Source organism: Tenacibaculum soleae, assembly GCF_001693415.1.
GTDB lineage: Bacteria > Bacteroidota > Bacteroidia > Flavobacteriales > Flavobacteriaceae > Polaribacter > Polaribacter soleae.
Genome location: NZ_MAKX01000001.1, coordinates 1,193,352 through 1,218,591, shown reverse-complemented (window position 1 = coordinate 1,218,591; position 25,240 = coordinate 1,193,352). Strand labels below are relative to the sequence as shown.

Genomic DNA, 25,240 nt, shown 5'->3' with positions numbered 1-25,240 from the left:
TTAAACAACCTCTGCAGATAAACCTAACTGTAACAATTTTGAGCATCTTGCTTCTAGATCTTTATACTCACCTGTTTTAACTGTACACTTACCTTTATAATGTACTAAAACAGAACATTGTTCAGCTTGCTCTAATGTATGATCACAAACACTAACCAAACTATCAATTACAAAATCGAATGTATTTACATCATCATTGTGTAAAATAATTTCGTGCTTTTTTGTTTCTTGAATCAAAACATCTAGCTCTTCTTGTATTTTCTCTATTGTACTCATTTATGCTATTTTTGATACTGCAAAGCTACCCAATTATTTCTTTTTATTGTCTTATTTAATGTTAAACCATATTTTGAGACTTCTAAGTCTATCACAGGAATGTCTTCTTTATAAAATCCACTTAACAACAAAACACCTTCTTCATTTAAACACTTAGTGAATTTTTTCATGTCATTCAATAAAATATTACGATTAATATTAGCGATAATAACATCGTATTTTTTATTATCTAACAAAGCAGCATCTCCTTCATAAACCGAAATACTTTTACAGTTATTTCGCTCAACATTTTCTATTGAATTTTCATAACACCAAGCATCAATATCTATCGCATCTATTGGCTGCGCTCCTTTCATTTCTGCAAAAATTGCTAAAATTCCAGTACCACACCCCATATCTAACACTTTTTTATCGGCTAAATCTAAATTAAGTAAATGCTGCACCATCATATGGGTTGTTTCGTGATGCCCTGTTCCAAAACTCATTTTTGGTTCTATTACGATATCGTATTTTAAATTAGGGTTTGTATGAAATGGTGCTCGTATACTTACTAAATCATCTACCTGAATTGGATTAAAATTCTTTTCCCATTCAGCATTCCAATTTGTTTGTGCTATTTCATTGTATTTAAAATCAATTGAAAAGGCTTCTGATTTTAAAATAAAAACATCTTCTAATATATTTTCTTTCCAATCATTTTTTTGGATATACGCTGTTACTCCATACTCACTTTCAACGAAACTTTCAAAACCAATTTCTCCTAATTCTGCTATTAAAATTTCGGTTGCTGGTTCTTTCGGTGATACCTCAAAAACATACTCAATATATATATTATCCATTAAATAGATTTAATAATCGCTACAAAATCATCTGCTTTTAAGGCAGCTCCTCCTATTAACCCTCCATCAACATCTGCTTTAGAAAAAATTTCTTTTGCATTTGCTGGCTTCACACTTCCTCCATATAATATAGAGATACTTTTTGCTACTTCATCACCATATTCTTTTGCTATAACTTCTCTAATAAAAGCATGCATTTCTTGCGCTTGTTCTGGAGATGCTGTTTCTCCTGTGCCAATTGCCCAAACAGGCTCATACGCTAGTGTTATATTAAAAAAATCTTTTCCTTCTAAATGAAACAATCCTTCTTTTAGCTGACTTTCAACTATTTTAAAATGATTTTCAGATTTACGATCTTCTAAAACTTCTCCAAAACAAAAAATTATTTCTAACTTATTATCTAAAGCTGCTGAAACTTTTTCGGCTAACACCTTATTAGTTTCTCCAAAATACTCTCTACGTTCAGAATGCCCTAAAATAACTAAATCTAACCCTAAAGATGTCAACATTTCGGCTGAAACTTCACCTGTAAAAGCACCACTTTTTGATTGATGCATGTTTTGAGCAGCTACTTCTATTTTAGATTTCTTAGCTCTTTTTATTGCTGTGTTTAAATTTACAAAACTTGGTGCTACAATTACTCTAGTATCTTTATCTACCTTTTTCTTTACTCCTTTTTTAATTTGCTTGATTAACTTTTTAGTTTCATCAATATTTTTATTCATTTTCCAGTTACCTGCAACTATCTTTTTTCTCAAAACTGTAATCTAATTTATGTTTATTTATATTTTATTTTAATGCCGCTTCTATTCTTGGGTCATCAGATTCTGCTACATTTGCCAAAGCGGTAATCCCTAACTCATTTACCACCATATAACTTGGTATATCTTTTATATCAAAACCTTTTGCATACCCTCCTTTTAGCGCTGCTGGCATAAAATAATGCTCTCCTTCTATATTAAAAAAACGTTCAATCCCTTTTTTCCACTGTGGTATTGTTTTATCTATCGATAAAAAAACAAAAACAACATCTGGATACTTTGCTTTTAATTTTTTAATTTTTGGTATTCCCGAAATACATTCAACACACCAAGATGCACAAAGTTCAAACATTATTTTTTTCCCTTTATGTTTAGCTAAAACCTCCTTAAATGTTATTGACTCTTCATTTAGGGTTAAAAGTTTTTCATTTAAAACCTCTTCAGGAAAAGCTGATGGTTTTTCTCCATTACAAGATACAAGTAATATAAAAGCGAAGATGTAAATTATTTTTTTCATGTATAGGTTTTTAATTTGATTAATAGTTAAAAGTACATTATTTTTTTAATACTTTAATTAAACTTTTGCGAAACCTTGGTTTCGTTAAAATTATTAAAGTTTAATCTTAGTTTAACTTTGATACACTTGATGACTTAAATAGTTTAATTTCTCCTTTTTTATTTAAAATCATAAATCTCGGAATTGTTTTTAACTTTAAAAACGTTCCTAATTTACCTTTTCCTTTTTTAGGAATGTAATAATGTTCCCCTTTTACAGGAATATCTTTTAATGCTCTTTTCCAATCAAAATAAGAGTGATCAACTGATAAAAAAACATAATTAAATGAAGGATTCTTTTTTTGAAAAAGAAGAACATCATCAAAACTATCTTGACTTACCGGACAATAAGTTGCAAAAATTTGTATAAACTGTTGGGCTCCTTTATTGTTTGCTAAAATTGTTCTTAATGAAATTGAGTCTCTATCAATCGTTACAAGTTTTTCATCTAAAGCATCTTTTGTAAAAGATTTTGGCTGAAAAACAGCACAACTTTGCAATGTTAAAAACAATACTAAAAGTAAAAATAATCGCATAATTAACTTAATTTAATTCGTGGATCTAACCAACTATATATAACATCAACCAATATATTTATCAATATAAATAATGTTGCCACCACTAATACACTTCCCATTATCACAGGTAAATCTAACGTATTTAAAGAGTTTACTATTTCTTTCCCTAATCCGTTCCAATTAAAAATGTACTCTACAAAAACAGCACCCGCTAACATCGATGCAAACCAACCCGAAATTGCAGTTATCACAGGGTTTAATGAATTTTTTAACGCATGTTTACGAATTACCTGATACATAGTTAACCCTTTTGCTTTGGCTGTTCTTATATAATCTTGACTCATAGTTTCTAACAACGAGTTTCGCATCAATTGTATAACCACAGCTAAAGGACGTATACCTAACACTGTTGCTGGCAATAACAAGTTTTGCCACTGAATATAACTTCCTTCCCCAAAATCATCAACCTCATATAAACTCCCTGTCATTTTTAATCCGGTAAACTCATGCAACACAAACCCGAAAAACCAAGCAAATAAAATTGCCGAGAAAAAAGACGGCACACTCATTCCTAAGGTACTTATTACTGCTACAATTCTATCAAAAAAAGAATCTTTAAATAAGGCCGATAAAATTCCTAAAACAACACCCAATAATAATGCTATTACAATTGCTAAAACTGCTAAAATTGCTGTATTAGGTATGGTTTCTGCAATTACTTCAGATACATTTTTTCCGTTTTTTTGAAATGATTGTCGTAAATACGGATATTTAAAAACTATAATTACACTTCCTATTGATAATAATTTTTGAGCGGTGTATTTATTTTCAGATAAAAAAGTATAATCTTCAACATTTTTACTATGTAATGACAACGGTGAAACATCATTTAAATAATATAAATATTGTGTAAATATTGGCTTATCAAAACCATATTTTTTTCTAATATTTTCAAGCTGTTCCGTATCTTCTCGTTGATCTAACATCATTCTTGCAGGATCACCTGGTAACACGTTAAACAAAAAGAAAATTACGGTAACTACTCCAAATAAGGTTAAAAATCCGTAGAAAATTTTATTAATTATATATTGAAACATATACAACAAAGATAAAAGAAAGTGTTAAAAATGTGTACTTTTGCATAACTTTTACAACAACACATGACTACACAACAATTAGTTAACGAAATTAGAAGAAAAAAATCGTTTTTATGCATCGGTTTAGATGTCGATTTAACTAAAATACCACAACATTTATTACAAGAAGAAGATCCTATTTTTGCCTTTAATAAAGCAATTATTGATGCTACTCATCACTTATGTGTTGCCTACAAACCAAATACTGCTTTTTACGAAGCTTACGGAATTAAAGGTTGGAAATCTTTAGAAAAAACCATCAAGTACCTTAACGAAAAACATCCTGAAATTTTCACCATTGCTGATGCCAAACGTGGTGATATAGGAAATACCTCAACCATGTATGCAAAAGCTTTTTTTGAAGATTTAGCTTTTGATTCGGTTACCGTTGCGCCTTATATGGGTAAAGATTCTGTAGAGCCTTTTTTGGCTTTTGATGATAAACATACCATTATGTTAGCCTTAACATCAAACCAAGGTGCGTTTGATTTTCAAACTAGATCTATTGATGGAAAAGAAGTGTATAAACAGGTTTTAGAAACTTCTAAAAGTTGGCAAAATTCTGAAAATCTAATGTATGTTGTTGGTGCCACAAAAGCTGAATATTTTAAAGAAATTAGAAAAATTATTCCTAATTCTTTTTTATTAGTTCCTGGTGTTGGTGCCCAAGGCGGAAACTTACAAGATGTTTGCAAATACGGAATGAGCGAAAATATAGGACTGTTAATTAACTCATCTCGTGGAATTATTTATGCTTCAAACGATACTGATTTTACAGAAGCTGCTGTCGCAAAAGCAACAGAATTACAATTGCAAATGAGTGCTATTTTAAACTAAACACATGGAGTTCAAAGACCAAATGAATAGAGTTTTTGAAATTCCAGAAACTCCAAAAAGAATAATTTCTTTAGTTCCTAGTCAAACTGAATTATTAGTTGATTTGGGATTAGAAGACAGTATTGTTGGTGTTACTAAATTCTGTATTCACCCTAGTGATTTAAGAAAGAAAAAGACAATTGTTGGCGGCACAAAAAACATCAAAATTGATAAAATTAAAGCCCTAAAGCCTGATATTATTCTTTGTAATAAAGAAGAAAACACCAAAGAAATTGTTGAAGCATGCAAACAAATTGCTACAACTCATGTTTCTGATATTTTTACACTTGATGATTCTAAAGAACTCATCATTCAGTATGGGGAAATTCTTTCTTGTAAAACAGCAGCTGAAAATATTGTTAAAAAGCTAGATATTGAAATCAGTAATTTTCAACAATTTATTAAAAACACTAAAGAAAAAAAGGTAGCTTATTTTATTTGGAGAAATCCGTGGATGGTTGCAGGTAATAATACATTTATCAATCATTTATTAGAACTAAACAATTTTAAAAATATATACAGCAACAAACAACGTTATCCTGAAATTAACTTAGACAAAATAAATAAAAACGATACGCTGGATTTCATCTTACTTTCTTCTGAGCCTTATCCTTTTAAAGAAAAACATATTAGCGAAATATCTAACTACTACAAAAACTCACAAACTATTTTAGTTGATGGCGAAATGTTTTCGTGGTATGGAAGCAGGTTATTAAAAGCCTTTGATTATTTTATACAATTACATCGTAGTATTTGAAAAATCTTTATCTAAGTACCTTACTTTATTTAATTTTTCTAGTATACGCATTGCTTTAAAAGCCGAACGATCGCTTTTGCACTCATCTTCATACTTGTAATCATTAGCTCTTTCAACCAATTTACGATACCTCTCTTCAAGATGTTCTCTATAACGCTGTAATTGATTAATTCTTGACATTATTACTTTAGTTTAACGGAACCTAAATATACATAATTATCTGAATTACAACAAAATAAAAACAATACAATTATAAAAAACAGGTTTTCACCTATTCATCGAACAATTTTAAAACAAAAACCTGAACAATCTTTTTAAAATTGTTCAGGTTTCGTTAATTATTTACTATTAAAATTATCTTACTTTATATCTTGTAATAAAACCTCAACAGCTTTCAGTAATTGCGCATCCTCTCCTCTTTCTTTCCAACCTGGAGCATTTTTCACTAAATAATCTGGAACAGCTGGTGCTTCATTTTCCATATTCTTTCCTGATTTTTTAACAAACCAAGCTCTAAACGGCATACGGATAGACCCATTTTGTAATCTTGCTGAACCAGTAGAAACTACGGCTCCAAATGTAGGTTGCCCTACTAATTTACCTAAACCCAAGTTTTTAAATGCATGAGAAAAAATCTCAGCATTCGAATAACTATTTTCGTTACACAAAGCAACAACTGGCTTTGTATTTACTGATAAAATTGCACGTTCGTTAAACGGATAATTTTTAGTAAATTTTTTATTATTCTTTAAACTTTTAGCGGCTCCTCTTGGTACTGTATAGGCATGCTGATCTACATTTAAAACAGCCATTAATCGATCGGTAGTCCATCCACCGCCATTATAACGCACATCAATTACAATTCCTTTTTTTCCGTATCCACTAGCTTTTAATTCACGCTCAAAACGCTCAAAACTTGGCATATTCATTCCTTGTATATGAATATATCCTAATTGCCCGTTTGAGTATTCATCAACTAGTTTTTTACGAGAAGTTATCCAAGCTTCATACTGTTGACTCCTAATAGATCGTTGTGGTCTTAACACCACATCTTTACCGTTTTTTAAACTTAATAACACTTCGTTACCTTGTGTATTTTTTAATAGTTGATAAAAGTTAGTATTTTTAGCTATTTTATTTCCATTTACAGCTGTAATAACATCTCCTACTTTTAAAGTACTTTTCGATTTATCTGCAACCGTATTTTGTAAAATATAATTCACTTTTACGCCACCTTTCGTGTTTACAACATCTAAACCTAGTAAACCAACTTTATCATTAATATTTCTTGGCGCAGCACCTCTATATCCCATATGACTCGCGTTTAACTGTCCTAATAATAAATTATACATATAAGTATAATCTTGATGAGTTGTAGCTGATAAAACCCATGGCCTATACTTTTTCACCAAACTATTCCAATCATAACCGTGAAATTCTGGATCGTAAAAACCTGCAGTTAAAACACGTATCCCTTCTTCAAAAACTTGCTCGTATTCTTTTTTAGTATTTTTTGTATACGTAGCCGAATGTGGTAATTTTGTTACTTTATCTGATTTTGTATCTAGTTGATTTAAACGACCTTTTGAAGTAAAATAAACTTTTCCTTTATTTTCTGATATCCCTCTTGCTCCGCTTACACTTTTTATAGCTTTTGGCTTACTTCCGTCCCATTTCACTTTGTAAGTACTTCTTTTTTTGTTAGCTGGATTTGTTGCTGAAAAGTAAATAAATTTACTATCAGCACTAAACATTGGGCTATACTCATTATCTTGTAAAGAAGTTACTTGTACCAAACGATCATAAATTTTATCCTGATCTATCTTAACAAGAACTGTTTTTTTCTTCTTATTCTTTTTATCAGATTTACTAGTCTTTTTTTCTTTTTTCTCAGGATAGTAAGTTCCTTCTTCGTGATCAATTTTCGATTTTTCCCAATCGGTTTTATCTAACCAAACCATCCAAACATCATAGTTCATTCCGCTTCTGTTCGATAAAAATGCTAATTTTTTACCATCTGCACTCCAAACCGGATTCGCATCACTACGTGGATGCATAGAAACATTCATTTTTGTAGATTTATCAGCAATCGATTGGATAAATATTTCACTATCAAAATTTAAATCTTCTTGAGAATATGCTATATATTTACTGTCTGGACTCCAAGAAACACCTTCTGCTGCCGCCCAAGAATTAGAATATTCTTTAGCATTTACAATTTTTCCACCTTTAATATCAGCAATCATTAAAATTCCTCGACCAACTTGATAAGCTATTTTTTTTCCGTCAGGTGAAACTAACGACCCCATTACATCTTCTTTATGGCTTGTTAATTTCGTCACCCTTGTTTTTAAACTACGATGTAAACCAACTAATGTATCTGTAGAAACTACACTATACAACTGATAAACTCCGTTCCTATCTGAAGAAAAAACAACTGTTTTATCATTTATCCATTGCGGATTACGATCTCTAAACAAATGCTTACTTACATTATTAGAGCGCTTCTTTTCTTTATTGTTTTCTTTTACAAAAATTTCACCGTTAATTTCAAGTGCGATACTTTTTCCGTTAGGAGAAACCGCGTAACTGCTAATTCCGTTTGAAACTGTTTTTGTTATTTCTTCTTCAAATCGATTATCCGAAGAAAGATTTAAGCTTATTTTTTGTTTCGAACCATTTTCAACTTTAAACAAATTTACACCGCTTAAATAAATAAACGTTCCGTTATTACTTACTGAAAACTCTCTAACTCCATCTTTTTTCTCTGATGTTAACTGTGTTGCGTTTCCATTAGCTGTTCCGTTTGATGAGATTGCTTGTTTATATACGTTATAACGTCCACTTTTTGCGCCGATATAATATAAATTACCAGCAGCATCCCATTTAGGCGAATGATCGTTTTTATTACTTGTAGTAATTTGATTATACTTTTTTGTATCTGTGTTGTAAATCCAAATATCTCTTTGTGCAGAACCTGAATAATCTTCACGAGCAATACGACAAGCTCCTTTAGTAAACGCAATTAATTTACCGTTAGGAGAAACCGAAGCTAACTCACCATAAGCTGTTAATAATCGTTGTGGCGTACCTCCTTTTTCATTTACCGTATACATTTGCTTATCCCATTCTGGGCCACGATAAACTCTTCCTGTGGTAAATACAACAGTACCTTTTGATGTCCAATCGGTAGGAATATTTGCTGTTGGATAATACGTTAGTTGTTTTGGCACTCCTCCATTAAGAGTCGTTGTAAACACATTATCATTTCCTTTTCTGTTTGATGAAAATGCGATTTCGGTATCGTTAATATTCCACACCGGATTGCTTTCGTACCCTTTATGAATTGTTAATCTTTTTGCCTGTTTATTCCTAAAATTATATGACCAAATATCGCCATGATAACTGAAAGCCATTTGTGAACCATCATTACTTATAGCTGGTTTTCGAATTAAAGAATTTTGCGAAATTGCAATACCAAAACTAAATAGCATTGCGAATAGGAATAGAATTTTTTTAGACATCTGTTTGATTTTATACAAACGAAATTAAAGCATTCACATTTTTTTTTATAAAAATTATGAATACTTTAACTTTTAAAACATTAAAATTTATTGTTCAAACTCAAGTTTACTTAAATTATTATTAAATTTAATATCTGACCAATCAACTAATATCCATGGTTTTTTTGTTACCTCTGCATTCCAATTAGAACTTTTATACCTACGTTTTGTTGGTATTAATAACCCTTCAATATTTTCATATTTCAATTCCATTAAAAAAGGTTCTGTTTTCCCAAAGTCCATAACGGTAAATAAAAATTGATCAACTAACTTTGTTTGCTGATTTATATAAAGTTGATAAATATCTTTTGCCTCATTGTTTTCAGACTCAAATGTAATCTTAACAACATCGTATTTTATTTTACCGATAAACTCTTCTTTAATAAATTTATACCTCACACCTGGATCTAATAACTTTTGCATCATGGTAAACCAATAATAATTGGTAGGCCTATTAAAAGCAACTCTTTTTAATGCGACAGAATCTTTTACTATTTTTCCATTATTCTTTAACCAAAACTTACTTCCGTCATAACCTTGCTCTATTTGACCTTCTAGATTAGGCAACGTTCTTTCATGTTTTTTATATCTACCGTATGACAATTCCCCCTCGAAAATATACTTCTCAGTAGATACATCTATCTCACCTTTAGGTGTTTTATAAGTATATGTATATGCAACATCTTTTTTATTATAAAGCACATCATAGTCTCCTACTTTTTTTATCATTTGATAAACTAGTTTATGTCCTTTATTTTTAAACTCTACCTGATTTTGATTAGGTGCCTGTTTATTTATTTTATTTTCTTGATTTTTACACGAAACTAAAACAAAGGCTAAAACAATATTAAGTACTAAGCTAATTTTCATTTTTTTATATTTTTATTTTAATCAAAATTAACAAAAACATTAAATCATTACTTTATTTATCTACATACTTTACAATCACCCTTGTCCTGAACCTCTCCAACAAGCTTGCCCTCTTCATTTAATACAAAGCCGCAACAATCCATAAATCCTTTTGCCATCAATCTACGAGCGCGTTGAATTTGTGATTTTGTTGTTGATAAACTTTGTTTTAAAATATCGGCAACCTCTTGTTGCTTCAAGCCTTTAATATCAGATAAAAACAAAGGATCTCGATATATTTTAGGTAAGTTTTGTAAGATGCCTTGTAAGCAATCTTTTTCAGTATGTTCTTGTTCTTCTATTTTTGTTTCAGTTTCGAAACCAGCCAATTCAAAAGTTTTATTTGTAGTTTTAAAATAATCCATCATAGTATTTCTGGCAATGGTAAAAATCCACGATTTCAACTTCGTAACATGCAATTTGGTATGTATTTTTATAAAAGTGTCTTGCAAAATATCATCTGCTATCGCAACATCTTTTACCTTACTTAAAATAAAGTATTTAACATCATCTGCATATTGTGTCCAAACTTGATTTGTTGTCATTTTATATTGAAATAAAAACAGAAATTATTCCTTATAAATTTAAGAATAATTTCTGTTATAGTTAACAAACTTGTTGTTTAACAGTTGCAATTGTTACATGAACAGCTTTCGCAAGTACAATTTGAACAATTTCCCGTTTTACAACCATCACAATTGCACGTACATTGATTTTTATATTTCATGATATTTATATTTTAAATTCATATAGTAGACTTTTTAACATAAAAAAAGATGCATTTTTATGTATAAAAAAACACGTTAAACAATAATTATTTAACGTGTTTAAAAAAGTTACTACTTTTTAATTTACCTCTAACAAGTTAATATCAAAAATTAAAACCGATCCACCAGGTATTCCAGACCTTCCATTACTTCCGTATCCTAATTTTGATGGAACCAATAAAACACCCTTACCTCCTTCTTTAAAATATGTAATTCCTTCTGTCCACCCTTTAATAACTTCTTGTAAGTTAAATTCAACTCCTGCTGTATTTTGATCAAAAATATCTCCATTTAAAAAATAACCTTTATAAGCTACTTTCACATTTGATGTTACTGTTGGTCTTGTTCCATTACCTTCGCTACTTATAATATAATACAACCCTGAATTGCTTTTAGTTGCTGATAAATTATTATCAGCAATATATTTAACAATATCTGCTTCATTTTTGGCGTCATAATTAATATCATCGTCACTACTACATGACATAAATAATGCTACTAATACTATATAAAAATACATTTTCATAAAAGGGGTTCGTTTTATAATTTGATTAATTTACTTTTTCGCCACTTACATACGTTGCTAAAACTTTTGTATTCGGAATTTTGTTACCTGCAACAGTTACAATATCATTTTCTAAGGTGATAAAATCGGCAAGTTTACCAACTTCGATGCTTCCTTTTTCAGCTTCTTCAAAATTAGCAAAAGCATTCCAAATAGTCATCCCTTTTAAAGCATTTTCTCTTGATAAAGCATTATTCATTTGATATCCTTTTTCAGGATACCCTTTTAAATCTTTTCTTATAGTTGCTGCATAATAGGTATATAACGGACTTACGTTTTCAATAGGGAAATCAGTTCCTAAAGCAACTTTACCGTATTGTTTCAATAAATCATTATAAGCATAAGCACCTTTAATTCTTGCTGCTCCTACACGATCTTCAGCCCAATACATATCACTGGTAGCATGTGTTGGTTGAATTGATGGCAAAATGTTTTTAAAATGATGAAAATCTTTTAAAGCTACAATTTGAGCATGTTCAATTCTCCAACGGCGATTTTCTTTATTTTTCAACACTTTATTGTACGTATTAAGCATTACATAATTTGCTGAATCTCCTATGGCGTGCGTATTCATTTGATACTCTGAAGTAGCAATTCTTTTTGCTAAACGCTGAAGATCATCATACGAGTTTACCAAAGCACCAAAATGTCCTTTTTTATCAGCATATGCATCCTTTAAAGCAGCTCCTCGCGAACCTAAAGCTCCATCTGCATACACTTTAACCGAACGAACATGTAACCTATCTGTTTTAATAATACCTTTATTCAGGTAGTAATCTAAGTTTTCTTTATTGTTAGAAATCATTGCGTAAATACGCATTTTTAAATCGCCTGTTTGCTGCAAACTATCTATCAATTCAATAACTTGTTTATCTAGTCCTGCATCATCAACAGTTGTTAAACCTAAATCAAAACAAATTTTCTCAGCATCTTTTAGAGCTTGGATTTGTTCTTGTTTATTCGGTTTTGGAACTTTAATAAAATTCATTGCATTATCTATTAAAACACCTGTAAGTTGTCCTTCTTTTTTGACAAATTCACCTCCATCAATTTTAGTATTAATAGTGATTCCTGCTAAATTAATAGCTGTTTGATTTACCAACATTGCATGTCCGTCAATTCTACGAATTGCCACGGGAGTTTCAGGAAATAAAGCGTCTAATTTTTCTTTGGTTGGAAATTCTTTTACTTCCCAATCATTTTGATCCCAACCACGACCTGTAATAAAATTCGTACTTTTTTCTTTCTGAAATGCAACTAACTTCTGTAATACTTCATCGTAACTTTTTGTTCCTACTAAGTTCACTTTTTGCTGCTGTAAACCTAATCCGTAAAAATGACAATGTCCATCTATAAAACCAGGATATACCGCTTTATTTTTGGCATCAATTGTTTTTAATGCAGCATATTTTTCTTGAATTTCTTTGTTTGTTCCAACAGCTATAAACTTACCCTCTTTTACAGCAAAACTTTCTGCTTTATCAAAATTTGAATTTACTGTATACACATTTGCATTTGCAACTATTAAATCTACTTTTTCTTGTTGTTTACAAGAAACAACAGCTATTGAAATTACAAAAAGTAATAATAATTTTTTCATGAGTTTGAATATATTAAATATGCGATATATAAAAGTAAGAATTGTATAGGCAAGCGTATAATTGCGATTTTCTTAGAACCAATTGCGGGTTTTTCTCTGAACAAATCCCATATGTGTAATGGTAAGAAAATAATCATCAATATAAAAAAACCGATGGCTGCATTTTTTACTGTTGCATTAAATAAAAGACCTATTCCGATTGTAAACTCTACAAAACCAGCTATATAATTTACTGTTAACTTAGGTAATGGTTTTGGTATAAATCCGTTAAAAAAACGAGGCTTTACAAAATGCATGATTCCTACGTATGCTAAAAATACTCCAAAAATTATTCGGAGTATTAAAACTAAAACATCCATAAATTATGGTTTAATGGTTTCGTTATTATATAAATATTTATCCATCAAATACACAATACTTGCCATTGATGCGCTTCCTAATTCTAGTTCGCGTTTATTAACTTTATCGAAAGTATCAGTAGCTGCATGATGATAATCAAAGTAACGTTGCGAATCTGGGCGATACCCTACCAAAGTAACATGGTCATCTTTTAACGGACCGATATCTGCACCGCTTCCGCCTGCGGTAATATCGTGCAATCCATAAGGGGCTAATAATTTTTTCCAGCTTTGTAATAACTTTCTGTTTTTATCATTTGCATCAATAGAAAACCCTCTAGGTGTATGTCCTCCTGCATCTGATTCTAAAGCTCCGATATGATGCTCGTTATTTAATTTTGCCAAACGTGCATATTCCGTTGCGCCACGCAAACCGTTTTCTTCATTCATAAAAAACACGATTCGGATGGTGTTTTTAGGTTTGACATTATTCTTTTTTAATAAATAAGCAACCTCTAATGATTGCACAATTCCTGTTCCGTCATCATGAGCACCATCACCCAAATCCCAAGAATCTAAATGCCCCCCGATTACCATAATATTATCTGGGTTTTCACTTCCCTTAATCTCTCCAACTACATTGTGTGAAGGAGCATCTGGTAAAATTTCACAACTTTGTTTTAAATAAAATTTAAGTGTAGGATTCTCTTTTAAATGCTTACTTAAATTTTCGGCAGCTCTTGAACTAATTGCTGCTGAAGGAATATATTCTGATTTAGGAATATCTCCATATCCCATTGACCCTGTATGCGGATAATCATCAATTCCGTTAGTCATTGAACGTACTATTACCGCTTTTGCACCAAATTTACCTACAGCTGCTGCACCACCAAATCGCTGCCCTACACATCCGCCGTAGGCTTTAAATGTTTGAATTAATGTATTATCAAAAGCACCATTAAAAAAAACTATTTTCCCTTGTGCTTTAGTACCTAAACTTTCAGCTTCTTTTAAACTTTTTACTTCAATAACTTCGGCTGTAATTCCGTTAATTGGTGTTGCAATAGATCCTCCGATAGCACAAACAGGCACATTAATTTCTTTGCCGTTAAAGTTATAATTAGCCACCTCTTTTTCTCCACGAACCCAATGCGGAACCATAACTGGTTGCAACCAAACAGAATCTAATCCTACTTCTTTCATTAATTTCTCACTCCAAACAACCGACTTTGCTGCTCCCTCTGAACCTGATAATCGACTACCAACATTAGTGGTTAAATCTCTCAACCATTCGTACGACTTCCCTTTGGTTAAAGCTGTATTAAATAGGTGCTTTATTTGTGTAGAATCTATTTTTTCTTCCGAAGAAAAATCTTTAGATGTTAAGGTTGTTTCTTTTTTTGCTGTTTTACAAGAAACTACAAATAGTCCTGTGATTAATAAGATGGATAGTTTTTTCATTTATAACACTGTTTTAATGTGCCCTAAATGTAAGTTTTATATTTTAATCGTAAAAAAACCAATAAAACTATAATTTATACCAATTATTACAATACTAGTGTAATTACACTTTGCAAATAGTTTTATACACCAATATTAGCTTGTTTTTTTTTAGAAAATAGTATCAAATTTCCAAGTTAAACCTCCCATTGCCTGAAAACCTTGCACGTTAAAATTATTGAACCTTTGGTAGCTATTATTCAATATGTTATTAAGATTTAAAAAAACCGAAAATGAATCATTAAAATGGTACCCTCCATTAAAATTAATATCAAAATAGGCATCCATCGTAATAGTTGAAAAGTTTTTAGCTGGTAAAACTTCATATAATTTTCCTTTTCGTTCGCCTACGAAAAATAGATTTGCTCCTGCAAACCATTTATCAGTTTTGTAAGTTCCAAAAAGTTCTCCATTAATTTTTGGAGTGTTCCAAGGTTCTAATTCCTTTGTTAAGGTAAAATTATTAAACTGCCCATTTAAACCAATACTAAGATTTTTAACTCCTTCAAAAGCAACTTCTCCAAAAAAAGAAGTTTTTTTAATATCGTCATATATTGTATTAAATGAGTTTCCATAATCATATCCGTAGAAAGAAAAAGCATCTACTCCTGCAATATTATCTCCGTTAGATTTTGATTGATTTACGGCAAAAAACGGGTTGTTTTCTATATCTGTATAACTTGCTTTAAAGTTATAACTAAACTGCCCATCTAACTTCCCTCTAACTCCTACAAAGGCATTGTATTTAGTATTTGTTTGTAATAATTTTTGCGTTGGTGAAATGTAAGGGTTTTTGCTTGATAAACTTTTATAAGTATTGGTTTCTAAATCTCCTGAAGCACCCACAAAAACATTTGCAAAATCTTTTACTATTGGATATGAAATTTCTACATCTGGGTATATAAAAAAGTTGTTATTTCTATTTTCTAAATCTAACGAAAAATACGCTTTTGCTCCTATTTTAATTGCCAAGTCTTGCACTCTAAAATTGTACGTTGGGTGTACCCCTAAATTAAAAAAGCTATGTTTTAACTCACCTCTTGTAGCATATTCGTTTTCAAATTTAGTACCTAAATAGCTTAGCGTCGTATTTATATAAAGATCGTTTAATTGACGATGAAAATTATCTAACGGTAATCTAAACTTTGCGTTTCCATCTATTAAAAACTCACTACTACTTATTCCGTCTGTTAAAAATGAAACAGCAGCATTACCTTCTTCTAAATAAGAATCGTCAAATTTTATAGTTCCAAAAACTTTAAAAGAGGTGTATGATTGCTCTTCTTCAATAGCACTTATAGTTGCGTCTGTAAAATTTATATTAGTTGGTAAACCATACCAATTGTGTTTATTTCGTGCTGCTTCAATACCTGCTCTCCAATTTAAGTAACGCTCTTGTTGAGCATAAAATAAATTTAAACTAAGATCGTAAAAAGTACTGCTTAATCGTGTTTTTTCTACTGGATCTGCTGATAATAAAAATTTTAAATGCCCCCCCAACTCACTGTTATAACTTTCGTTTTGTCGTATATAAGCTTCTAAAAAAGGGGTGATCTTATTTCCTAAACCTAAAGAAAAATAATTATCATATAGCGTTTCTCTTTTTCCTAAATCTACCTTTTTCATTACACCACTTTTAGGAATAAATGTAGAAGCAACAGGCACTGAAAAAATTGTGTATTCTAACGCTTTTTTTTGGGTTTCTTTAGTATGCTTTATTATTGGTTTTTGTTTTATTTTAAAAGCATCAGTAATTTTAGGTACATAAGAGGTTACCACCTTTACTACCTCGGTTTTTATAATGGAATCTTTTGCTTTTTCGGATGCTTTTTTTTCTTGCGCATTTGCAATTGTTATTACAAATAAAACAAGTAAACCTAAATACTTTCTCATTGATTTAATCATTGAACTCTTTTTTGTTAGTAACAAATTTTAGTTTTGGTTAGTTACTGATTCGTTGGTTTTAGCTTCTTTATTTTTAATTGAACGAAGTTCATTAGTAGCTTCTTCAATTACATCTTTAAATTGTGTAAAGTTTTTAATAATGTTTTCTAAGATGTAGGTTGCCTGATAAGCATCTTTTAAAGCATAATAATTTTTAGCCATAATAATATAACTTTTTACTCCCCAATATTTGTATGATGAATAATTAGCTATTAAATTTTGTACCGCTTTGTTAGATGCTTCGTAATCTTTATAATCATTTAAAAAGAAAGCATTGTAATATAATGTTTCAGCTTTTAACTCACCTGTAGCGTTTTTACCTACTTCATTAAAAAACTCTTCTGCCGTTAAATAATCATTGGTTTTAAAAGCACATCGTGCCATTATTACTTTAGCATCTTCAATGATATTTGTGGCTACTTTTCCTTTTCCTAAAACTTTTTCGGCATAACTTATTGCATTTGTATATTCCTTTTTATTGTAATATCCTTTCATTAAGTTACTTTGTGCAAAGGTGATATTTTGCGGATAATTGGCTTGTTTTTCTAGCTGTGCTAAAATTTTCATTCCGTTATCCCAATCTTCTTTTTCTAAATAAATTTTAGCTAATTTAGTTAGTGATTCTTCTGTAAATTCACTTTTATTTTGAGTAATCACATAAGTATAATGCGGAACAGCGCTTTTAAACTGATGTGTATTATTATAAGATTGCGCTAAATAAAAATGTGCTTTTAATGCATTAATTCCGCCAGGAAATGCTTGAAGATACTTATGAAAACCTGTGATTGCTTTTGTATTATTATTTTCTAAAAATTTATTTTCAGCAGCTTGATAGGTTGCATTATCAAGCTCAGCATCCGTAACGTTTACAAATTTCACGTTTTTAACCCATGTCGCATATTCATCAACCTTACCGATATCTATATATACATTTTTAACATTAGTAACTGCTTGTTTTGCTTCTTTTGAATTTGGATGTTTTGCTACTACTTCCTTATATTTTTGTAATGCTTTTGTGTTTTTATTATTATTGTAGTATAACAATCCTTGACGTAACAAAACAGTAGGTACGTAATTACTAGTTGCGTGTTTTGACAATAAACTATTATATGTTTTTTGCGCTTGGCTCGAGTTGTTTATCGTTGTATACGTTGTTGCTATTTGAAATAAAGCATCGTCTTGTAATTGAGAATCTGTATGGTTGGTCACCAATTTTTTCAAACTTGTAATTTTAGCATCATTTTCCCCTTTAAAACCATAACTCATTGCTGTTTGATACTGTGCATAATCTGCTCCAACACCACCTTCGTCAATTACTTTTTTATACGATTCTATTGCTTTTGAATAATTTTTAGAAGCATAATAAGAATCTCCTAATCGATTTGAAGCATCATCATTTATATCATTATCATCTAACTTAAGTGCCAAAAATTGTTGAAAATGTTTTGCTGATTTTTCATATTCTTTTTGTTTAAAATAAGCGTATGCTATGTGGTACTCTAATCTTTTAGTGTCTTCTAAACTTGTGTCAGTTATTAATAAAAAATTAGTTAGAGCATTTTTATAATTACCTAATAAATATTCAGTTTCTGCTAACCAAAAGGTTGCTTTATTATTCACTAAACTATTTTGTGATGCAGTTGCTGTCTTAAAAAATGATTTTGCTTCTAATAATTTATCTTCATTGAATAATTGAATCCCTCTATATAATGACACTTCTTTCGCTATATTTTCGTTAGCAATAGATTTTGTGGTGCTCAAATAATCTAAAGCTCCTTGATAATCTTGCTGGTGTAAATAAGAAGTAATTAACAAGTCATTTATTTCAGATGCATTGGATGAATTAGGATATTTTGCTAAAAAATCTTTTAATACATCTGGTACACTTTTATACGGATTTCCCTGCTCGTAACTTAACTTTGCGTAGCTTAACGAAGCACTTTCTGTTATTTTTAAATCAAAATCCATCTCGCTAGCATTTTTAAATGCATTTAACGCTGCTGGTTTTTTTTGTAATTCTAAATAACACTCCCCTAAATGATAGTAAGCATTTTGAGCTACTTTGTTATTACCATCTATAATTTTATTAAAGTTACCAATTGCTTCTTCATAGTTTTTTTGCTGATAATAGGCGTATCCTAAATAATAATAATCAGTATTATTCCATTTTCCGTTTTTTCCTTTATAAGCTGTTAAATACGGAATTGCCTCAGCGTATTTTTTTAGGTTAAAATAACTTTCTCCAACTATTTTAGATATTTGAGAAATCTCTTTTTCGTCTTTTGACTTTTCTAAAAGCTGTGTTCCTATTTTAACCGACTTATCAAAACGTCCTGCTTTAAAACTAATATCTAAAATATAATAATTAGCTTTTGCCTGATACGTTGCGTCATTTGCTAGTTGGCTTAAATTATTTTCTGCTTCTCCAAAATTCTCTTGTTTGTATGCAATATATCCAAAGTAATAGCGGGCATCGTTACCATAAATTGGGTTTCCTAACAAGGTTTGAAATCTAGATTTTGCATCTTTTAAATAATTAGAAACCAATAAAGCATATCCCATTTTATAGTTTAACTCATCTCTTTCTGGCTGGCTTAATAGTTTTTCATTTACTTTTTGATACCATTTTAATGCATGTGCCGCTTTTCTGTTAGCAAAATAATAGTTACCCACATTTAAAAAAGCTTTTTCTTTTTTATTACTATACGGGTAATTTTCTACAAATGCTAACACCTTATCATTGGCATCGTCTTGTATTAACTTTATAGCACACATTGCATCATAATAATCAGCTTCTGATTTCTTGTTTTCATGAATATTCGCATTCTTTGAAACCTCAATAAACAAACTCTGCGCAGCGGCGTAAGCTTTGTTATTGTATAGTTTTACTGCCTTATGATAATTGGCTGTTATTGCTGAATTAATGGCTGATTCTTGGGCTACTATCGTTGTTGAAAAAGCGATTATAAATAATAAATAATAGCTTTTTTTGTAACAAATAAATCTCATATTTTTTAGTTATCTAAGAGGTATAACGTTCCTTTTTTGTTTTTGTTGGAAAACAACGCATCAAAAGTAAGAAATGTTATAGAATTACATAATAAAATTTTAGATTTGTAAAAACCAATCGATTTATGGAAAAACCTGTTTTACATCTTGAAAATGCTGATATTTATCAGCAAGACAATTTAGTGTTATCAAAAATCAACTTCAAATTAAATAGAGGTGATTTTTATTATTTGATAGGAAAAACAGGAAGCGGTAAAAGTAGCTTACTAAAAACGCTTTATGGCGATTTACGCTTGCAACGTGGTTTGGGCGAAATTGTAGGTTTTGATTTAAAACAGATGAAAGAAAATGACATTCCTTTTTTAAGAAGAAAATTAGGGATCGTTTTTCAGGATTTTAAATTACTAAACGATCGAAACGTTTTTGAAAATCTAGAATTTGTTTTAAAAGCCACTGGATGGAAAAACAAAACTGAAATGAAAGATAAGATTTATGAGGTTTTAGACAAAGTAGGTATGAAAGAAAAATACTACAAAAAAACATTTGAACTTTCTGGAGGTGAGCAACAACGGGTAGCTATTGCTAGAGCATTATTAAACGATCCTGAGTTAATTTTAGCTGATGAGCCTACGGGAAATTTAGACCCTAAAACATCTTTAGAAGTAATGCAGCTATTAAATGAAATTCACAAAAGCGGAAAAACTATTTTAATGGCTACACATGACTATCAGTTAATTGTAAAATTTAAGCAAAAAACAATTAAATGTGAAGGCGGAGAGTTGTTTGAAGTAGTACAACAAACAGTGTAGTTTTTAAGTAAAAAATAACCCACTTCACGAATGAAGTGGGAAAATTGCTATGAAAAACTATGAAAAAGAAACACTATGTATGCTTCTCTTTTACATAAGACGCTATTTCTTACAAAGCCTTACAAAAAATTATTTTTTTTTTAAATAAAAAACCTGTATAGTTAAAACTACACAGGTTTTTTTATGTTACTACAACAAAAACTATCTATAAATTTAAAGCAGCATTGTTATTTTTAACAGCTTCAGCTGATGCCGTTAAGTGTTCTTTTTCTGCATCAGATAAATTAATTGTTACAATACTTTCAATTCCATCTTTACCTAAAACAACAGGAACTCCAATACATAAATCTGATAATCCGTATTCACCATCTAATAAAGTTGAACATGGAAATATTTTCTTAGTATCACAAGCAATCGCTTGTACCATCCCTGAAACCGCTGCTCCTGGTGCATACCACGCAGAAGTACCTAATAAACCTGTTAAAGTTGCTCCACCAACTTTAGTATCTTGTTTTACTTGTTCTAACCTTTCCTCTGATAAAAATTCAGAAACTGGTACAGAGTTACGAGTAGCTAAACGCGTTAAAGGAACCATTCCTTTATCTGAATGCCCTCCAATAACCATTCCATCTACATCAGAAATAGGCGCTCCTAAAGCTTCTGCTAAACGATATTTAAAACGAGCAGAATCTAAAGCTCCACCCATACCAATAATTCTATTTTTAGGTAATCCAGTTGCTTTATGTACTAAATAAGTCATAGTATCCATTGGATTAGAAACCACAATGATAATTGTATTAGGTGATTCTGCTACTAAACTAGAAGCTACCGTTTTTACAATACCTGCATTGATTCCCAACAACTCGTCACGAGACATACCTGGTTTACGAGCAATACCTGAAGTAATTACACAAACATCCGAACCTGCAGTTTTACTATAATCACCAGTAGTACCTGTAATTTTAGTATCAAAACCATTTAAAGAAGCTGTTTGCATTAAATCCATTGCTTTACCTTCAGCAAAACCTTCCTTAATATCTACTAATACAACTTCTGATGCGAAATTTTTAATTGCAATGTACTCTGCACAACTTGCACCTACAGCACCTGCTCCTACAACTGTTACTTTCATTTTTTTTATCTATTTAATTGTGATGATTAATTTAAGTTGCACAAAAATAACGATTTGACTATGGATATAAAAACAAAACCTCATTGAAATTTCAACGAGGTTTTATCTATCTTATTTTTAGTGTTGCTTATCTAAAGCTAAAAGCAATACCTGCATTTACAGAATTATATTCTTGCATTGTATAACTTCCAAATATTTTAAAGAAACCTAAACTTAACCGTGTACCTATAGTTGCGTTAAATCTGCCAGTATTAGAATCTAAATTTAAAGGGTCATTAAGAACTCTTTGATTTAAAGAGGCATTGTATGATAATGTATATTTACCTAACATGTCTACACTTGATGAACCTCCTGTATACCCAACACCTCCATAAACATTAATGATTGGAAAGTTTAACGAAGCAATTGCTTGAACTGTATAAGAATTTAAATCAAAATCTATTTTTCCATTTTCGATAGCAATATTATCGCTTGTATTTTCATCTTTTATATCATAATCAACCCCCATTGTTGTGTATGCTGCTAATATAGATACGTGAAGTGGTAATTTATCTAAAGGACCAAACCAACTAGTTATCTCTTTTTTAAGCCCAATACCAAACAAGCTCCCTTTTACATCATCTTCTCCAACCTTAGGTACAAAACGTAAAATCACTTCCGATTTAAAAGGCAATCCTAAACTTGCCTGTATTGCTGGTGCAGGAACAAAGTCTAATGGTAAACTTTCTTTAACTCCTCCAGGCATTTCAAAAGTTCCTGTATAAGTTATTCCATTTTCTTGAAATGTTACTGTTGCATTACTACCGTCATTCTCAGAACCTACTACTGTAGCTGAAGTTATCCCTCCGCCTGTAGCTTGATTTATAGATTTTAAGTTAGATAAAGAAAACATTTCTTCTTTTGAAGGTGCAGTAGCTCCACTAACACCTATGGTAATGTCGAATCCAAATTTTTTGTGAACTTTAGCCGTATGATACCAACCATTACTCATTCCATAAACCAGCCCCTTCATTGCTGGGTTCATGTATGCGTTTATTAAACGATTAGTGTCTTCTGAGTCTGCAAATAACATTCCTTCTGGTCCGTCTTGAGCACTTACATTAAACATCAAACCAAAAACTGCCAATAGTGATAAAGTAATTTTTTTCATGTTATTACATTTTTATTTTTAACAAATGTATAAAAAAAGCTCAATCTTTTAAGATTGAGCTTTTTAATTTTATTATTAAGATATTGTTAGGCATCAATATTTGCATATTTTGCATTACGTTCGATAAAATCTCTACGTGGTGGCACCTCATCTCCCATTAGCATTGAAAATACTCTATCAGCTTCTGTCATACTATCAATTGTCACTTGACGTAATGTTCTGAACTCGGGATTCATTGTAGTATCCCATAACTGCTCAGCATTCATCTCTCCAAGACCTTTATAACGCTGAATACTTACACTTCCTCCTAATTTTTGAGCAATTAAATCACGTTGATTATCATCCCAGGCATATTCTCTTTTTTGTCCTTTCTTTACTAAATATAAAGGTGGTGTTGCAATATAAATATACCCTTGCTCTACCATCTCTCTCATGTATCTAAAGAAAAAAGTAAGAATTAACGTAGCAATATGCGAACCATCTACATCGGCATCACACATAATAACTACTTTATGATAACGTATTTTAGATAAGTTTAAAGCTCTTGGATCTTCTTCTGTTCCGATAGATACACCTAAAGCTGTGAACATGTTTTTGATTTCTTCATTTTCAAAAACTTTATGCTGCATCGCTTTTTCAACATTCAATATTTTTCCACGTAGCGGAAGAATTGCCTGAAAGTTACGATCTCTACCTTGTTTTGCCGTTCCACCTGCCGAATCTCCCTCAACTAAGAAAATTTCACATTGTGCTGGATCCGTTTCTGAACAATCAGATAATTTACCAGGTAAACCACCAATACTCATTACCGTTTTACGCTGTACCATTTCACGTGCTTTACGCGCGGCATGACGTGCTTGTGCGGCTAAGATTACCTTCTGAACTATTGTTTTAGCATCATTAGGATTCTCTTCTAAATAATCAGTTAACATTTCTGCTACAGCTTGTGATACAGCAGAGGTTACTTCTCTATTCCCTAATTTTGTTTTTGTTTGTCCTTCAAATTGTGGTTCTGCTACTTTTACAGAAACGATTGCTGTTAATCCTTCACGAAAATCATCTCCTGCAATTTCAAACTTTACATTTTTAAGCAATCCTGATTCGTCTGCATATTTTTTTAAGGTATGCGTTAATCCACGTCTAAAACCAGATAAATGAGTTCCTCCTTCGTGTGTATTAATATTATTTACATACGAATGTAAGTTTTCAGAATATGATGTATTATACACCATGGCTACCTCAACCGGAATTCCATTTTTTTCACCTTCCATTGAAATAACATTCGCTGTTAATTGCTCTCGTGTGCTATCTAAATATGTAATAAACTCAGGTAATCCTTCTGTACTTTTAAAAGTTTCAGTGATATAATTACCTTCATCATCTGTATTTCGCTTATCTGTTAAAGTTATTGTGATTCCTTTATTTAAGTAAGCTAATTCTCTTAAACGAGCTGATAGTGTATCATAATTATACTCGGTAGTTTGCGCAAATATTGATTTGTCTGGTAAAAAAGTTACAATGGTACCTGTAAAATCAGTTTCTCCTATTGTTTTAACAGGATATAAGGCTTTTCCTTTTTCATATTCTTGTTGCCAAACTTTACCTTCTTTATGAACGGTCGCTGTTAAATGATCTGATAATGCGTTTACACAACTTACACCTACTCCGTGCAACCCTCCAGAAACTTTATATGAATCTTTATCAAATTTACCTCCAGCTCCAATTTTTGTCATTACAACCTGTAATGCAGAAACACCTTCTTTTTTGTGAATTCCAACAGGAATACCACGACCGTTATCTTTGGTTGTTATAGAATTATCTTCATTAATAGTAACATCTATGGCGTCACAATGACCTCCCATTGCTTCATCAATAGAGTTATCTACAACTTCATATACTAAATGATGTAAACCTCTAACACCAACATCTCCAATATACATCGACGGACGCATTCTTACATGCTCCATTCCTTCTAATGCCTGAATACTATCGGCTGAATAATTATGTTTTTTTTCTTCGCTCATTATGAAAAGTGCGTTTTTAGTTTTTATTTTAAAAAAACCTATAATAAGGTATTTTTAACCTAACAAACTTACAATTTTAAGACCTTAAATAAAAGCTTTTGCTTTAATATAATTTTTATATTTATTTTTTCACCCTAAAAAACAAAACCGCCTTAAACACGTTAAAAAGCACCTTGTTTTACAAATTGACAAGATTTACCTTAAAAAAAAAT

General features: G+C 30.8%; 22 protein-coding genes. 3 read left to right on the top strand and 19 right to left on the bottom strand.

Annotated elements, in window-relative coordinates:
• The 6 genes from BA195_RS05680 to BA195_RS05655 all read right to left on the bottom strand — a co-directional run bounded on the left by BA195_RS05680 (window position 1) and on the right by BA195_RS05655 (window position 4,046).
• The gene (locus BA195_RS05680; RefSeq protein ID WP_068703293.1) at window positions 1–276 is read right to left on the bottom strand and encodes an ATP-dependent Clp protease adaptor ClpS; all 276 of its coding nucleotides are present in this window, start codon (window positions 274–276) and stop codon (window positions 1–3) included.
• A 5-nt stretch (window positions 277–281) separates the two neighbouring features.
• Window positions 282–1,115 carry a 50S ribosomal protein L11 methyltransferase gene (prmA, locus tag BA195_RS05675; protein ID WP_068703290.1) on the bottom strand — a complete coding sequence of 278 codons (834 nt, stop codon included), beginning with the start codon at window positions 1,113–1,115 and terminating at the stop codon, window positions 282–284.
• A complete protein-coding gene (tpiA, locus tag BA195_RS05670; protein WP_068703288.1) occupies window positions 1,115–1,873 on the bottom strand; it encodes a triose-phosphate isomerase in 759 nt (252 codons plus the stop codon). The genes prmA and tpiA overlap by 1 nt, the downstream gene beginning before the upstream one ends.
• Before the next feature lie 31 nt (window positions 1,874–1,904).
• Window positions 1,905–2,393, bottom strand: coding sequence for a TlpA family protein disulfide reductase (locus BA195_RS05665; protein WP_068703286.1), 489 nt, complete (start codon window positions 2,391–2,393; stop codon window positions 1,905–1,907).
• A gap of 106 nt (window positions 2,394–2,499) precedes the next feature.
• Window positions 2,500–2,967: a thioredoxin family protein gene (locus BA195_RS05660; RefSeq protein WP_068703284.1), complete on the bottom strand. Its 468-nt coding sequence runs from the start codon at window positions 2,965–2,967 to the stop codon at window positions 2,500–2,502.
• A gap of 2 nt (window positions 2,968–2,969) precedes the next feature.
• Complete coding sequence (locus tag BA195_RS05655; RefSeq protein ID WP_068703282.1) at window positions 2,970–4,046, bottom strand: ABC transporter permease; 1,077 nt, start codon at window positions 4,044–4,046, stop codon at window positions 2,970–2,972.
• Window positions 4,047–4,109: 63 nt separating this feature from the next.
• Here BA195_RS05655 and pyrF point away from each other — a divergent pair, with 63 nt between their 5' ends.
• Together pyrF and BA195_RS05645 are read left to right on the top strand one after the other, a co-directional pair.
• A complete protein-coding gene (gene pyrF, locus BA195_RS05650; protein WP_068703280.1) occupies window positions 4,110–4,922 on the top strand; it encodes an orotidine-5'-phosphate decarboxylase in 813 nt (270 codons plus the stop codon).
• A gap of 4 nt (window positions 4,923–4,926) precedes the next feature.
• A complete protein-coding gene (locus BA195_RS05645) occupies window positions 4,927–5,718 on the top strand; it encodes an ABC transporter substrate-binding protein (RefSeq protein ID WP_068703278.1) in 792 nt (263 codons plus the stop codon).
• Here the strand turns inward: BA195_RS05645 and BA195_RS05640 are convergent.
• The 10 genes from BA195_RS05640 to BA195_RS05595 form a co-directional block, all read right to left on the bottom strand.
• Window positions 5,701–5,898, bottom strand: coding sequence for a hypothetical protein (locus BA195_RS05640; RefSeq protein WP_068703276.1), 198 nt, complete (start codon window positions 5,896–5,898; stop codon window positions 5,701–5,703). The genes BA195_RS05645 and BA195_RS05640 overlap by 18 nt on opposite strands.
• 179 nt (window positions 5,899–6,077) lie before the next feature.
• A complete protein-coding gene (locus BA195_RS05635; RefSeq protein ID WP_068703274.1) occupies window positions 6,078–9,242 on the bottom strand; it encodes a S41 family peptidase in 3,165 nt (1,054 codons plus the stop codon).
• A gap of 87 nt (window positions 9,243–9,329) precedes the next feature.
• Window positions 9,330–10,151, bottom strand: a complete 822-nt coding sequence (locus BA195_RS05630; RefSeq protein ID WP_068703272.1) for a hypothetical protein — start codon at window positions 10,149–10,151, stop codon at window positions 9,330–9,332.
• A 56-nt stretch (window positions 10,152–10,207) separates the two neighbouring features.
• Window positions 10,208–10,735 (bottom strand): sigma-70 family RNA polymerase sigma factor, encoded by a 528-nt coding sequence (locus BA195_RS05625; protein WP_068703270.1) that lies wholly within the window; start codon window positions 10,733–10,735, stop codon window positions 10,208–10,210.
• Window positions 10,736–11,036: 301 nt separating this feature from the next.
• Window positions 11,037–11,483 carry an FKBP-type peptidyl-prolyl cis-trans isomerase gene (locus BA195_RS05620; protein WP_068703268.1) on the bottom strand — a complete coding sequence of 149 codons (447 nt, stop codon included), beginning with the start codon at window positions 11,481–11,483 and terminating at the stop codon, window positions 11,037–11,039.
• 25 nt (window positions 11,484–11,508) lie between these two features.
• Entirely contained in the window at window positions 11,509–13,122 is a 1,614-nt protein-coding gene (locus BA195_RS05615) for an amidohydrolase (RefSeq protein ID WP_068703266.1), read from the bottom strand.
• On the bottom strand, window positions 13,119–13,481 hold the full coding sequence (locus BA195_RS05610; protein WP_068703264.1) for a MauE/DoxX family redox-associated membrane protein: 363 nt from the start codon (window positions 13,479–13,481) through the stop codon (window positions 13,119–13,121). The genes BA195_RS05615 and BA195_RS05610 overlap by 4 nt, the downstream gene beginning before the upstream one ends.
• Window positions 13,482–13,484: 3 nt before the next feature.
• Window positions 13,485–14,921, bottom strand: coding sequence for a M20/M25/M40 family metallo-hydrolase (locus BA195_RS05605; protein ID WP_068703262.1), 1,437 nt, complete (start codon window positions 14,919–14,921; stop codon window positions 13,485–13,487).
• A gap of 150 nt (window positions 14,922–15,071) precedes the next feature.
• Entirely contained in the window at window positions 15,072–16,865 is a 1,794-nt protein-coding gene (locus tag BA195_RS05600; RefSeq protein ID WP_084443077.1) for a TonB-dependent receptor, read from the bottom strand.
• 27 nt (window positions 16,866–16,892) lie between these two features.
• A complete protein-coding gene (locus BA195_RS05595; RefSeq protein ID WP_084443075.1) occupies window positions 16,893–19,913 on the bottom strand; it encodes a tetratricopeptide repeat protein in 3,021 nt (1,006 codons plus the stop codon).
• A gap of 125 nt (window positions 19,914–20,038) precedes the next feature.
• Here BA195_RS05595 and BA195_RS05590 point away from each other — a divergent pair, with 125 nt between their 5' ends.
• Window positions 20,039–20,722, top strand: a complete 684-nt coding sequence (locus BA195_RS05590; RefSeq protein ID WP_068703260.1) for a cell division ATP-binding protein FtsE — start codon at window positions 20,039–20,041, stop codon at window positions 20,720–20,722.
• A gap of 205 nt (window positions 20,723–20,927) precedes the next feature.
• On the opposite strand, the gene mdh is transcribed toward BA195_RS05590, so the two are convergent.
• The 3 genes from mdh to gyrB form a co-directional block, all read right to left on the bottom strand.
• On the bottom strand, window positions 20,928–21,854 hold the full coding sequence (gene mdh / locus BA195_RS05585; protein WP_068703258.1) for a malate dehydrogenase: 927 nt from the start codon (window positions 21,852–21,854) through the stop codon (window positions 20,928–20,930).
• A gap of 127 nt (window positions 21,855–21,981) precedes the next feature.
• The gene (locus BA195_RS05580; protein WP_068703256.1) at window positions 21,982–23,004 is read right to left on the bottom strand and encodes a DUF6588 family protein; all 1,023 of its coding nucleotides are present in this window, start codon (window positions 23,002–23,004) and stop codon (window positions 21,982–21,984) included.
• Window positions 23,005–23,090: 86 nt separating this feature from the next.
• On the bottom strand, window positions 23,091–25,028 hold the full coding sequence (gene gyrB / locus BA195_RS05575; RefSeq protein WP_068703254.1) for a DNA topoisomerase (ATP-hydrolyzing) subunit B: 1,938 nt from the start codon (window positions 25,026–25,028) through the stop codon (window positions 23,091–23,093).
• Window positions 25,029–25,240 lie beyond the last annotated feature (212 nt).

Bases quoted from the DNA above. Each gene is read 5' to 3' on its own strand.
- BA195_RS05680 (WP_068703293.1), bottom strand. From the start codon at position 276: ATGAGTACAATAGAGAAAATACAAGAAGAGCTAGATGTTTTGATTCAA.
- prmA (WP_068703290.1), bottom strand. From the start codon at position 1,115: ATGGATAATATATATATTGAGTATGTTTTTGAGGTATCACCGAAAGAA.
- BA195_RS05665 (WP_068703286.1), bottom strand. From the start codon at position 2,393: ATGAAAAAAATAATTTACATCTTCGCTTTTATATTACTTGTATCTTGT.
- BA195_RS05660 (WP_068703284.1), bottom strand. From the start codon at position 2,967: ATGCGATTATTTTTACTTTTAGTATTGTTTTTAACATTGCAAAGTTGT.
- BA195_RS05655 (WP_068703282.1), bottom strand. From the start codon at position 4,046: ATGTTTCAATATATAATTAATAAAATTTTCTACGGATTTTTAACCTTA.
- pyrF (WP_068703280.1), top strand. From the start codon at position 4,110: ATGACTACACAACAATTAGTTAACGAAATTAGAAGAAAAAAATCGTTT.
- BA195_RS05645 (WP_068703278.1), top strand. From the start codon at position 4,927: ATGGAGTTCAAAGACCAAATGAATAGAGTTTTTGAAATTCCAGAAACT.
- BA195_RS05640 (WP_068703276.1), bottom strand. From the start codon at position 5,898: ATGTCAAGAATTAATCAATTACAGCGTTATAGAGAACATCTTGAAGAG.
- BA195_RS05635 (WP_068703274.1), bottom strand. From the start codon at position 9,242: ATGTCTAAAAAAATTCTATTCCTATTCGCAATGCTATTTAGTTTTGGT.
- BA195_RS05630 (WP_068703272.1), bottom strand. From the start codon at position 10,151: ATGAAAATTAGCTTAGTACTTAATATTGTTTTAGCCTTTGTTTTAGTT.
- BA195_RS05625 (WP_068703270.1), bottom strand. From the start codon at position 10,735: ATGACAACAAATCAAGTTTGGACACAATATGCAGATGATGTTAAATAC.
- BA195_RS05620 (WP_068703268.1), bottom strand. From the start codon at position 11,483: ATGAAAATGTATTTTTATATAGTATTAGTAGCATTATTTATGTCATGT.
- BA195_RS05615 (WP_068703266.1), bottom strand. From the start codon at position 13,122: ATGAAAAAATTATTATTACTTTTTGTAATTTCAATAGCTGTTGTTTCT.
- BA195_RS05610 (WP_068703264.1), bottom strand. From the start codon at position 13,481: ATGGATGTTTTAGTTTTAATACTCCGAATAATTTTTGGAGTATTTTTA.
- BA195_RS05605 (WP_068703262.1), bottom strand. From the start codon at position 14,921: ATGAAAAAACTATCCATCTTATTAATCACAGGACTATTTGTAGTTTCT.
- BA195_RS05600 (WP_084443077.1), bottom strand. From the start codon at position 16,865: ATGATTAAATCAATGAGAAAGTATTTAGGTTTACTTGTTTTATTTGTA.
- BA195_RS05595 (WP_084443075.1), bottom strand. From the start codon at position 19,913: ATGAGATTTATTTGTTACAAAAAAAGCTATTATTTATTATTTATAATC.
- BA195_RS05590 (WP_068703260.1), top strand. From the start codon at position 20,039: ATGGAAAAACCTGTTTTACATCTTGAAAATGCTGATATTTATCAGCAA.
- mdh (WP_068703258.1), bottom strand. From the start codon at position 21,854: ATGAAAGTAACAGTTGTAGGAGCAGGTGCTGTAGGTGCAAGTTGTGCA.
- BA195_RS05580 (WP_068703256.1), bottom strand. From the start codon at position 23,004: ATGAAAAAAATTACTTTATCACTATTGGCAGTTTTTGGTTTGATGTTT.
- gyrB (WP_068703254.1), bottom strand. From the start codon at position 25,028: ATGAGCGAAGAAAAAAAACATAATTATTCAGCCGATAGTATTCAGGCA.